Origin of the sequence: Phenylobacterium sp. (assembly GCF_046290725.1) — a bacterium.
Lineage (GTDB): Bacteria > Pseudomonadota > Alphaproteobacteria > Caulobacterales > Caulobacteraceae > Phenylobacterium.
The window spans coordinates 545,406-556,566 of the sequence record NZ_JBKBUH010000001.1 but is presented as its reverse complement, the minus strand read 5'-3'; the positions used below and the strand labels follow the sequence as shown (position 1 = coordinate 556,566).

7 protein-coding genes are annotated in these 11,161 nt (G+C 70.6%); 5 read left to right on the top strand and 2 right to left on the bottom strand.

The genetic code is table 11. From position 1 onward, the window contains the following. The first annotated feature begins 16 nt into the window (after nucleotides 1-16). Complete coding sequence (gene ligD / locus ACK41C_RS02960; RefSeq protein ID WP_409650326.1) at nucleotides 17-2,623, top strand: DNA ligase D; 2,607 nt, start codon at nucleotides 17-19, stop codon at nucleotides 2,621-2,623. Nucleotides 2,624-2,734: 111 nt separating this feature from the next. Beyond that, on the top strand, nucleotides 2,735-3,142 hold the full coding sequence (locus tag ACK41C_RS02955) for an RcnB family protein (protein ID WP_409650323.1): 408 nt from the start codon (nucleotides 2,735-2,737) through the stop codon (nucleotides 3,140-3,142). A gap of 1 nt (nucleotide 3,143) precedes the next feature. Here the strand turns inward: ACK41C_RS02955 and ACK41C_RS02950 are convergent, their stop codons facing one another. Together ACK41C_RS02950 and ACK41C_RS02945 are read right to left on the bottom strand one after the other, a co-directional pair. Beyond that, on the bottom strand, nucleotides 3,144-4,010 hold the full coding sequence (locus tag ACK41C_RS02950) for a Ku protein (RefSeq protein WP_409650320.1): 867 nt from the start codon (nucleotides 4,008-4,010) through the stop codon (nucleotides 3,144-3,146). A 52-nt stretch (nucleotides 4,011-4,062) separates the two neighbouring features. Further along, nucleotides 4,063-5,562, bottom strand: a complete 1,500-nt coding sequence (locus tag ACK41C_RS02945) for a carboxylesterase/lipase family protein (RefSeq protein ID WP_409650317.1) — start codon at nucleotides 5,560-5,562, stop codon at nucleotides 4,063-4,065. 148 nt (nucleotides 5,563-5,710) lie between these two features. Between ACK41C_RS02945 and ACK41C_RS02940 the strand changes: the two genes are divergently transcribed. From ACK41C_RS02940 to ACK41C_RS02930, 3 genes are read left to right on the top strand one after another with little or no spacing between them, the layout of a single operon-like run. Next, nucleotides 5,711-6,499: an ImuA family protein gene (locus ACK41C_RS02940; protein ID WP_409650314.1), complete on the top strand. Its 789-nt coding sequence runs from the start codon at nucleotides 5,711-5,713 to the stop codon at nucleotides 6,497-6,499. Then, nucleotides 6,417-7,943, top strand: a complete 1,527-nt coding sequence (locus ACK41C_RS02935; RefSeq protein ID WP_409650311.1) for a DUF6504 family protein — start codon at nucleotides 6,417-6,419, stop codon at nucleotides 7,941-7,943. The genes ACK41C_RS02940 and ACK41C_RS02935 overlap by 83 nt, the downstream gene beginning before the upstream one ends. Beyond that, entirely contained in the window at nucleotides 7,940-11,143 is a 3,204-nt protein-coding gene (locus tag ACK41C_RS02930) for an error-prone DNA polymerase (protein ID WP_409650308.1), read from the top strand. Before ACK41C_RS02935 ends, ACK41C_RS02930 begins: the two co-directional genes overlap by 4 nt. The last annotated feature ends 18 nt before the right edge of the window (nucleotides 11,144-11,161 follow it).

Genomic DNA, 11,161 nt, shown 5'->3' with positions numbered 1-11,161 from the left:
AACGAAGAGGGCTCTTATGGCGAACAAGCTCGCCCGCTACCGGTCGATGCGCGACTTCAGCCGAACGGCGGAGCCGACGGGCCAGGAGCAGGTGAAGCCGGTCAAGCGCCTCCGCTACGTGATCCAGAAGCACGCGGCCACACGGCTCCACTACGACTTCCGGCTCGAATTGGACGGGGTGTTCAAGTCCTGGGCGGTGACGAAGGGACCGTCCCTCGATCCGCATGACCGGCGCCTGGCCGTGGAGGTGGAGGATCACCCGCTCGGCTACGGCGATTTCGAAGGCACCATCCCCAAGGGCCAGTACGGCGGCGGCACGGTCATGCTGTGGGATCGCGGCTATTGGGCGCCGGAGCCGGGGACCGATGCGCATGAGGGCCTGCGCAAGGGCGACCTGAAGATCGTCCTCGAGGGCGAGCGCCTGCACGGCGGCTTCGTCCTGGTCCGGATGAAGCGGGATCGCGAGCGCGGCAAGCGCAACAACTGGCTGCTGATCAAGCATCGCGACGAACACGCCCGCGACGGCGACGGCGACGCCTTGCTCGAGGAGAACGCCGCATCGGTCGCCTCCGGCCGCGACATGGAGACCATCGCCGCCGGCAAGGGCAGGGCGCCCAAGCCGTTCATGGCGACCGGCCGCGGCCCCTCCGCCGACGCCGTCTGGAACAGCAAGGCGGCGAACGACAAGCCGTCGGAGCCGAAGCCTGCGCCCCGGCCCAAGTCGGCCAAGGCCGCCGCCCTGCCGGGCTTCGTGCCGCCGCAGCTCTGCAAGCTGGTCGACCGGCCCCCGCCGGGCGCCGGCTGGGGGCACGAGGTGAAGTTCGACGGCTATCGCCTGCAGCTGCGCGTCGAGGGCGGGGAGGCGCGGCTCAAGACCCGCAAGGGCCTGGACTGGACCGCCAAATTCCAGGCCGTGGCCGAGGCCGGCTCGCACCTGCCCGACGGCCTCTATGACGGCGAGGCGGTGGTGCTGGACCACAACGGCTCGCCCGACTTCGCCGCCCTGCAGGCGGCGCTGTCCGAAGGCGAAAGCGAAGCCATCGTCTTCTTCATCTTCGACCTCCTGTTCTCACAAGGGCGCGACCTGCGGAACCTGCCCTTGAGCGAACGCAAGGCGGCGCTGAAGCCGCTGCTGGAAGATCTGGGCGATCCGCGGCTACGCTATGTGGAGCACTTCGAGACGGCGGGCGACGCCGTGTTGCGCTCGGCCTGCCGCATGTCGCTGGAGGGCATCATTTCCAAGCGGCTCGACGCGCCCTACCGCTCCGGCCGGACCGAGACCTGGACCAAGTCCAAGTGCCGCGCCGGGCACGAGGTGGTGATCGGCGGCTGGACCGGCGAAGCCGGCCAGCTGCGCTCGCTGCTGGTGGGCGTCCATCGCGACGGCAAGCTGATCCATGTGGGCCGGGTGGGCACGGGCTTCGGCCGCGGCGTGGTGGGCGAGGTGCTGCCCAGGCTGCGGGCCCTGGAGACCGACAAGAGCCCCTTCACGGGCCCGAACACTCCGCGCCGCTCGCCGAAGATGCACTGGGCCAAGCCCGAGCTGGTGGCCGAGATCGAGTTCGCCGGCTTCACCGGCGGCGGCAATGTGCGCCAGGCGGCGTTCAAGGGCCTGCGCGCCGACAAGCCCGCCGAAGAGGTGGAGGCCGAGACGCCAGAGCCGGCGGAGGAAGCCGAACTCGCCCGACCCAAGCCTCGCCCCCGGACCGGACAGAAGACAGCCGATCCGGTGGTGATGGGCGTGACGATCTCTAGTCCGGACAAACCGCTCTGGCCGCGCTCGGCCGACGATCCGGCCCCCGTGGCCAAGCTCGACCTCGCCCGCTATCTGGAGGCGGTGGGCCCCTGGATGATGCAGCATATCGAGGGGCGCCCGTGCTCGACGGTGCGCATGCCGGACGGGGTCGGCGGGGAGCGGTTCTTCCAGCGCCACGCCGGCAAGGGCGCCTCGAACCTGATCGCCCAGGTGAAGGTGTTCGGCGATCACAAGCCCTATCAGCAGATCGACCGTATCGAGGGGCTGGCGGCCATGGCCCAGATCGCGGCGGTGGAATTTCATCCCTGGAACTGCCGGCCGCACGATCCGGAGACGCCGGGCCGGTTGGTCTTCGATCTCGATCCAGGGCCTGGCGTGGACTTCGACGACGTGATCGCCGCCGCCAAGGCGGTGAAGGCGCGGCTGGAGGAGCTGGGCCTCGCGGCCTTCTGCAAGACCACCGGCGGCAAGGGGCTGCACGTGGTCACGCCGCTCGCCAAGCCCGGCCGCGGCGGCCTGGACTGGCCCACGGCCAAGGCCTTCGCCAAGCGGTTGTGCGAGGCCATCGCCGCCGACGAGCCGGATCGCTATGTGGTGAACATGTCGAAGAAGCTGCGGGAAGGGCGGATCTTCCTCGACTATCTGCGCAACGACCGCATGTCGACGGCCGTGGCGCCGCTCTCGCCGCGCGCGCGGGAGGGGGCGACAGTGTCCTTCCCGCTGACCTGGAGCCAGGTGCGGTCGGGCCTCGATCCCAAGCGCTACACCGTCCGTACGGCGCCTGGTCTGCTCAAGAAGACCAAGGCCTGGGTCGGCTATACGGAGGCCGAGCGGCCGCTGGCGCCGGCCATCAAGCGACTGGGCTGAAGCCTTTCGCCACGAAGCCGCCCCGGACATGAACCTCGCCTGACGTTTGCGGTTCAGGCCGGGCTCAGGCGCGGCCGGGCAGGATCCCTCCGAATGCGAAGGAGGATCCAGATGAAGAAGCTGCTCACCGCCGCCGTGGCGCTTTCGGTGGTCGCCGGCGCCGGCGCCGCCAGCGCTCAGCCCTACCGCTACGACCGCGACCTGCGCCAGGCCGAACGGCAGTATGAGCGCGATATGCGCAAGGCCGAGCGCCAGTACCAGCAGGCGATCCGCAAGGCCGAACGCCGCTATCGCGCGCCCGCCTATCAGCGGCCGGCCGGCTATCACTATCAGGCGTGGCGGCCCGGCCATACCTTGCCGGCGGCCTATAGGGCGCCGCAGTACCGGGTGGATTACCGTTATTACCGCCTGCCTCCGCCCCCGCCCGGCTATTACTACACTCGGGTCGACAACGACGTGATGCTGACCGGCGCGACCACGGGTCTGATCGCCTCGGTGATCGCCGGCCTGTTCCAGTAGATCAGGAGGCCTTCTTTCGCGGCGCGGCCTTCTTGGCGGTGGGCTTGCGGGCCGGGCTCTTGGCGCGGCTCGCAGGCTTGCGTCGGGCGCCGCCGCCGTCGCCCAGGCTGCGCCGCAGGGCCTCCATCAGGTCGATGACCTCGGCCTCCTTGGGCTCCGGCGCCTTCACCTTCCGGCCGCCCTGCTTCTCCTTTTCCTTGATGAGGGCGCGCAGGGCGTCTTCGTAGCGGTCGTTGAACTCGCTCGGGTCGAACGGGCCTTCCTGCTGCTCGATGATCCGGGCGGCGATGTCGACCATCTTGGCGTCCGGCTTCGCCTCGGGAATGTTCCCGAACACCGTATCGGGATCGCGGACCTCGCGGTTGTTGCGCAGAGTGTAGGTGAGGAGGCCGCGCCCCCGCGGCTCCAAGGCCAGAAGGCGCTCGCGCTGGTGCATCACCACCCGGGCGAGCGCCACCTTGCCCGCCTTGGACATGGCCTCGCGGATGACGGTGAAGGCCTCCACCGCCATCTCACCGTCCGGGGCCAGGAAATAGGGATCGTTCCAGTAGAGGCGGTCGATCTCGGCCTCGTCGACGAAGCGTTCGATGTCGATGGTCCGGGTGGTCTCCAGCCGGACGTTCTTGATCTCCTCGTCGGTGACGACGACGTAGCGGCCCTTCTCGATCTCGTAGCCCTTGACGATCTCCGAGCGGTCCACCGGCCCGGTCTCCGGATCGGTGGGGATCATCCGGATGCGGTTGTGGGTGGTCTTGTGCAGCATGTTGAAGTGCACGTCGCCAGAGCGCGAAGTGGCGGTGTAGAGCGCCACCGGACAGCTCACGAGCGAGAGGCGCAGATAGCCTTGCCAAGTGGGGCGGGTGGCCATGACGACGAGACTCCGGCTTCATCCAGAGTCCGGAAACGCCCCCTGCGCCGATTCAGTTCGCACCGACGGCGAGGCCGGGCAGGACGGCGGTCTCCATGGCGTCCAGTCGGCTCTTGCGGAAGCCCTGGCGCACCCCGCTGGGCGAGCCGAACTCCATGAGCTGGTCGGTGCGGGGAGAATAGGCGGGCCATTCCGTACCGCCGCATTTCGGGGCGCCAGCCTTGGCGAAGGCGACCCAGCAGGCGTGCATCAGGCCCGCCATCGCGCGGTCTTCGTCGGAGACCATGCTCATCGGGGTGCGCCGGCCCCAGTATTCGAAGACGTACTGGATCTCCGCGGCGTGGGCGGCGCGCGTCATCGCCGGGCGGAATCGGTGGCCGACATAGGAGAAGTGGTAGAGCCAGGCGGGCTTTCCGGCCGAGGCCTTGGCGGCGATCCAGCGGGCCGGCGCCACCATGATGCGATCTCCGAACACCGCGCGGCCCAGGGCTTCGTCGCCCTCGGCAGCCTCTTCGGCATAGACGGCCCTGGCGGCCTGCGGGATGGCGGCGGCCATCTCCGCACGCCAGGCGCCCAGCAGGGAATCCTCGCCGGAATTGGCCCCGATGATGAGGGGGACGTCATAGGCGCGACCGGCGGCGAAGGCCTGGGTGGGAGTCTCGGTCATCAGCTTGCCGTCCACGAAGGGGCCGAAATCACCGCCCGCCCGGGCGATCAGGATCGAGGCGGGCAGCTTGCGCAGGTCCTGGACGCTGGCCTCGGCGCCGGCCAGGCGCAGCTCCTCGGCCAGCTTCGCGCCCTTGGCTTCCTGAGCTTGCAGGCTCGAGGGCGGGAACCAGCCGCCGCCCGACTGAACGATGGCTTTCCTGAACAGGGGCCGGGCCTTCTGGGTGGTCATGAGCGCCAGGATCGACATGCCGCCCGCGCTTTCGCCGAAGACCGTGACGTTCTTCGGGTCGCCGCCGAAGGCCGCGATGTTCCGTTGCACCCATTCCAGGGCGGCGATCTGGTCCATCAGGCCATAGTTGCCGGTGGGCTCGGCCCCCGCCTCGCGCGTCAGGGCCGGATGGGCGAAATAGCCGAGCGGCCCCAGGCGGTAGTTGATGGAGACCAGCACCACCCCGTCGCGGGCGAAGGCCGAGCCATCATAGACCCAGCCCGCGCCGGTGCGATGGCCGCCCCCGTGGATCCAGACCATGACCGGCGCCTTCCTGGCGTCCTTCGGCGCGAAGATGTTGAGCTGCAGGCAGTCCTCGCTGACCGGGCCGTTGGCGCCCCCGGAATTGGGCGATCCGTCCGGGTTCATCGGCTGGGGGCAGGAGGGGCCTTTTGTGGTGGCCTCGCGCTCGCCCTCCCAGGCGAGCGGCGGCTTCGGCGCCGCCCAGCGCAGCTCGCCCACAGGCGGGGCGGCGAAGGGGATGTTGCGGAAGACGTGGGCCGTTTCGCTGGCGCTTCCCACCAGGACGCCGCTCTCGACTTGGATCTTGACCGGCTGAGCCTGGCAGGCCCCCGCCAGCAGAAGGCCGAACACGAACGCGCCGATCCGCAGCATGGCCGCTCCCCCCTTGTGGTGTGACGCAGAGGATTCGCCGGGGCGAGGGCGGGGGTCAAGAAACTCCGGAACCGACTCCACCGTAGCGTGCTTGACTCTTCCGCCCTCAAATCTAGAACAAAAGAAGAACAAGGAGTTTGGAAAAGCCATGTCCGGTTTTCGCGATGGGCGGTTCGCCGCCCTCAAGGCGAAGATCGCCGCCCTCGAGGCGGGCGGACGGTCGGACTCCGAATCCCTTCCCCTCGGCGATCCGCGGCTGGATCGCTGCTTCTCCGGCGGCGGCCTGCCGCTTGGCCAATGGCACGAGTTCGGCGGCGAGGGGATGGAGGCCGAGACCTGCGCCGCCCCCGCCGCCTTCGCCGCCCTGCTGGCCGCGCCTCTGGCGCGCCAAGGCGAGGCGGTGTGGATCCTGCGCCGCGACGACCTGTTCGCCCCCGGCCTGGCGGGCCTGGGCTTTCCCGCCGAGCGGCTGATCCAGGTCTGCGTCCGCGACGAGGCCGAGGCCCTGGCCGCCGCCGAGGACGCCCTCTCCGCCGTCGGGGTGGCCGCCGTCTTCGCCGAGGCCGAGGCCGTGGACCTGACGGCCGGCCGCCGGCTGCAGTTGGCCTGCGAGAAACACGGCGCCACCGGCTTCATCGTCCGCCGACGGCCCTATGGCGGGGAAGGCCGCAAGACCCCCTCCGGTTCGGCCGCCGCCACCCGCTGGAAGATCGCCCCGGCCCCCAGCGAGCCGGGCCTGGGCGAGTTCGGTCTGGGCGCGCCGCGCTGGCGGGCGGAGCTGGAGCGCTGCCGGGGCGGACGGCCGGGAGCGTGGCTGATGGAGGCGGCGAGCGCCTATAGCTGGGAGACGAAAGATGGCGCGCATCCTCTGCGCCTGGTCGCCGAACTGGGCGATCGCGAACTGGCGCCGACGCAACCCGTCCGACTGTCCGCCTAGTCCCTTCGCCCTGATCGAGACCGAGCGGGGGGTGCGGCGGCTGTTCGCCGTCGACCGGCGGGGGGCGGAGCTTGGCCTCTTTCCCGGCCAGAAGGCGACCGACGCCCTGGCCCTGGCGCCAGACCTGGCCACCGCCGAAGCCGAGCCGGAAGCGGACGCGGCGGCCCTGACCGCCCTGGTCGACTGGTGCGTGCGCTTTTCCCCCGCCGTGGCGGCCGATCCGCCCGACGGCCTGTTCCTGGACATCGAGGGCGTCGCCCATCTGTGGGGCGGCGAGGCCGAGCTGGTCGCGGATTTCCGCCAGCGGCTGGCGCGCAACGGGCTCTTCTTCCGCTGCGCCGTGGCCGACACCGCCGGGGCCGCCTGGGCGCTCGCCCACCATGCGCGGGGAACGGAGATCCTGGCGCCCCCCGGGGGCCAGGCCGCCCTGCTGGCGCCCCTGCCCCCCGCCGCCCTGCGGCTGGATCCGGAAGCCGCCGCCCAGATGGAGCGGCTGGGCCTGCGCCGGCTGGCCCAGATCCTGGACCTGCCCCGGGCGCCGCTCGGCCGCCGGTTCGGGCCGCACGCCCTGACGCGCCTGGACCAGGCGCTCGGCCGGGTCGAGGAGGCTCTCATCTTCCGCCGGCCGCCCACGCCGTGGTTCGCCAGGCTCGCCTTCTTCGAGCCGATCAGCGCGCCGGAGGACCTGCAGCGGGTCACCCTGGACGTGGCCGCCAAGCTTTGCGCGCGGCTGGAACAGGAGGGCCGGGGCGCCCGCCGGTTCGAGCTCGGCTTCCACCGGGTGGACGGCCGGTCAATCCCCCTGACGGTCGGCCTGGCTCTGGCCGGCCGCGATCCGCAGCGCATCGCCAAGCTGTTCGCGCCCAAGCTGGAGACCGTGGACCCCGGCTTCGGAATCGAGGTCGTGACGATCAGCGCGGAGGCCGTGGAGCCCCTGGCCGGCCGGCAGGTCCGGCTGGACGCCCTGCGCGAGGCCGCGCCCGAGGAAGGCCTCGCCCCCCTGGTGGACCGCCTGGCCAACCGCCTGGGCGAGGACCGGGTGTGGAAGGCCCGCCCCGTGGAGAGCCACATTCCCGAACAGTCGGCCGCCCCCGCCGCGCCGCTGTCGCCCGGCTTTGGAAGCTGGGACCCCGAGGCGCCGCGGCCCTTGCGCCTGTTCCGCCGGCCCGAGCCGCTGGAGGCGGTGACCGCCCTTACCCCCGACGACCCGCCCCGCCAGTTCCGCTGGCGCAAGCGCACCTATCGCGTGCGCCACGCCGAGGGGCCGGAGCGGATCGGCGCCGAATGGTGGCGCAAGCCTGACATCGACACGGTGCGGGTGGACGAGGTGCGCGACTACTACCGGGTGGAGGACCAGGACGGGGCGCGGTTCTGGGTCTATCGCGAGGGTCTCTATCGCGCCGGCGAAAACGCCCGGTGGTTCCTGCACGGAGTGTTCGGATGACCCGCTACGCCGAGCTGCAGGCGACCACCAACTTCTCCTTCCTGCGCGGCGCCTCGCATCCGGGGGAGCTGGTGATGGCCGCCGCCGCCCTGGGGATGGAGGCGATCGGGATCGTCGACCGCAACAGCCTGGCCGGAGTGGTGCGCGCCTGGTCCGAGGCGAGGAAGCTGCAGGCGGGCGGCTCCACGATCAGGGCGCTCACCGGGTGCCGGCTGGACTTCGCCGACGGGACGCCCAGCCTGCTCTGCTATCCCACCGACCGGGAGGCCTATGGCCGCCTGACCCGCCTGCTCACCCTCGGCCAGCGCCGCGCGGACAAGGGCGAATGCGAGCTGCACTGGGATGATTTCCTTTCCCACGCGCAGGGGCAGCTCGTCCTAGTGGTCCCGCCGGCGCGGCTGGACGAGGTTTTCGAGGCTCGGCTGCGGGCCATGGCCGGGGCCTTGCGCGGTTCGATCTGGCTGGCGGCCGCCCGCGGCTACGGCGCCCGCGACCTGCACCGGCTCTCGAAGCTGTCGGTCCTGGCCGAGCGGTGCGGCGCGCCCATGGTGGCGGTCAACGACGTGCTCTACCACGGGCCGGAGCGGCGGCCGCTGCAGGACGTGCTCACCTGCATCCGCGAGAAATGCACGATCCACGAGGCCGGCCTGCGCCTGGCCGCCAACGCCGAGCGGCACCTGAAGGCGCCCGAGGAGATGGCCCGCCTCTTCGCCCGCTTTCCCGGGGCGGTGGAGCGCAGCGTCGAGATCGCCGAGCAGATCGACTTCGACCTGTCCCAGCTCCGCTACGAATATCCCGACGAGCCGGTGCCGCCGGGCAAGACGGCGATCCAGCACCTGCGCGACCTCACCTGGGAAGGCGCCAAGTGGCGGTTCGAGAAAGGGATGGGCGAGAAGGAGCGCCGGACCCTCGAGCACGAGCTCGACCTGATCGAGAAGCTGGGCTTCGCCAACTATTTCCTCACCGTCCACGACATCGTCCACTGGGCGCGCGAAGAGAAGATCCTCTGCCAGGGTCGCGGCTCGGCGGCCAATTCCTGCGTCTGCTTCTGCCTGGGCGTGACGGCGGTGGACCCCACCAAGGACGACCAGGATCTGCTGTTCTCGCGCTTCATCTCCGAAAAGCGCGGCGAGCCCCCCGACATCGACGTGGATTTCGAACACGAGCGGCGGGAGGAGGTGATGCAGTACGTCTATCGCCGCTACACCCGCGACCGCGCCGCCATCGTCGCCACCGTCATCCACTACCGCCCGCGCATGGCGATCCGCCAGGTGGGCAAGGCGCTGGGCCTGACCGAGGACATCACCGCGGCGCTCGCCAACACCGTCTGGGGCAGCTGGGGCTCCGGCCTGCCCGAGGACCATGTGCGCCAGGCCGGTCTCGACCCGGCCAATCCCGAGATCCGCCGCGCGGTGAGCCTGGCCGACCAGCTGCTCGGCTTTCCGCGCCACCTGTCCCAGCACGTCGGCGGCTTCGTCCTGACCAAGCGCCGGCTGGACGAAACCGTGCCCATCGGCAATGCGGCCATGGACGAGCGCACCTTCATCGAGTGGGACAAGGACGACATCGATGCGCTGGGCCTGATGAAGGTGGACGTCCTGGCGCTCGGAATGCTGACCGCCCTGAGGAAGAGCTTCGAGATGATTCCCGAGGCGGCGGTGGGCCGGAAGATCGAGGACATCGCCCACATCCCCCAGGAGGATCCGGCCGTCTACGAGATGCTCTCGCGGGCCGATTCCATCGGCGTCTTCCAGGTGGAGAGCCGGGCCCAGATGTCCATGCTGCCCCGGCTGAGGCCGAAGAAGTTCTACGACCTGGTGATCGAGGTGGCGATCGTCCGCCCCGGGCCGATCCAGGGCGACATGGTCCATCCCTATCTGAAGCGGCGCGACGGGATCGAGCCGGTCGACTATCCGCGCCCCGGCCCGGACCACCCGCAGGACGAACTGGAAAAGATCCTGGGCAAGACCCTGGGCGTGCCGCTCTTCCAGGAACAGGCCATGCGCATCGCCATCGAGGCGGCGAAGTTTTCCGACGACGACGCCGACGGCCTGCGCCGCTCCATGGCCACCTTCCGCCACCACGGCAATGTGGGCGAGTACGAGCGCAAGTTCATCGAGGGCATGGAATCGCGCGGCTACGACCCGGCCTTCGTCCAGCGCTGCTTCAAGCAGATCGAGGGGTTCGGCTCCTACGGCTTTCCGGAGAGCCACGCCATCAGCTTCGCCCTGCTGGTCTACGCCTCGGCCTGGGTGAAGAAGCATTGGCCCGACGCCTTCTGCGCGGCGCTGCTGAACAGCCAGCCCATGGGCTTTTACCAGCCGGCCCAGCTGGTGCGTGACGCGCGCGAGCATGGGGTGGAGGTGCGCCCGCCCGACGTGCTGGCCAGCGACTGGGACTGCACGCTGGAGCCCTTGCCAGGAAAGCGCCTGCGCGCCGTGCGCTTGGGCCTGCGCCAGATCAAGGGCTTCAAGGACGACGACGCCAAGCGGCTGGCGGCGCTGCGGGCCGCCGGGGCGCGAAGCCTCGAAGCCTTCGCCCGCGGTCTGCCGCGCCGGGCCATGGAGCTGCTGGCCGAGGCGGACGCCTTCGCCGGCCTGGGGCTTTCCCGGCGCCAGGCCCTATGGGCGGTCAAGGGCCTGGCCGGCGAGGCCATGGCCGACCGGGACGCCCCGCTGATCGCCGGCCGCGCCGGGCGCGAGGTGCAGGTGGAGCTGCCCCTGATGGCCCTGCCGGCGCAGGTGGCGGAGGACTACCGCACCACCCGCCTGTCGCTGAAGGCTCATCCTTGCGCCTTCTTCCGCCCGCAGCTCGAGAAGCTTAAGGCCGTTCCCGCTCGGTCGCTCGCCGCCATGCGCGACCGCCGCCGGCTGTCGGTGGGCGGCCTCGTCCTGGTGCGCCAGCGGCCCGGCACGGCCAAGGAGGTCACCTTCATGACCCTGGAGGACGAGACCGGCGTCGCCAATATCGTGGTCTGGAAGGACGTCTTCGCCGCCAACCGCCGGCTGATCATGACAGCCGGCTTCGTGGTGGTGCACGGTCAGCTGCAGCGGGAAGGGGACGTCATCCACGTGGTGGCCGAGCGGTTCACGGACCTCTCCCACCTGACCGCCGCCATGAAGGACGAGGAAGCCAGTCCCGGCCTCCAGGTGCGCAGCCGCGTCACCGGCAATCTGGTGCGCAGCCGGGACTTCCATTGAGCGCACAGATGGCGTTCC

Bases quoted from the DNA above. Each gene is read 5' to 3' on its own strand.
- ligD (WP_409650326.1), top strand. From the start codon at position 17: ATGGCGAACAAGCTCGCCCGCTACCGGTCGATGCGCGACTTCAGCCGA.
- ACK41C_RS02955 (WP_409650323.1), top strand. From the start codon at position 2,735: ATGAAGAAGCTGCTCACCGCCGCCGTGGCGCTTTCGGTGGTCGCCGGC.
- ACK41C_RS02950 (WP_409650320.1), bottom strand. From the start codon at position 4,010: ATGGCCACCCGCCCCACTTGGCAAGGCTATCTGCGCCTCTCGCTCGTG.
- ACK41C_RS02945 (WP_409650317.1), bottom strand. From the start codon at position 5,562: ATGCTGCGGATCGGCGCGTTCGTGTTCGGCCTTCTGCTGGCGGGGGCC.
- ACK41C_RS02940 (WP_409650314.1), top strand. From the start codon at position 5,711: ATGTCCGGTTTTCGCGATGGGCGGTTCGCCGCCCTCAAGGCGAAGATC.
- ACK41C_RS02935 (WP_409650311.1), top strand. From the start codon at position 6,417: ATGGCGCGCATCCTCTGCGCCTGGTCGCCGAACTGGGCGATCGCGAAC.
- ACK41C_RS02930 (WP_409650308.1), top strand. From the start codon at position 7,940: ATGACCCGCTACGCCGAGCTGCAGGCGACCACCAACTTCTCCTTCCTG.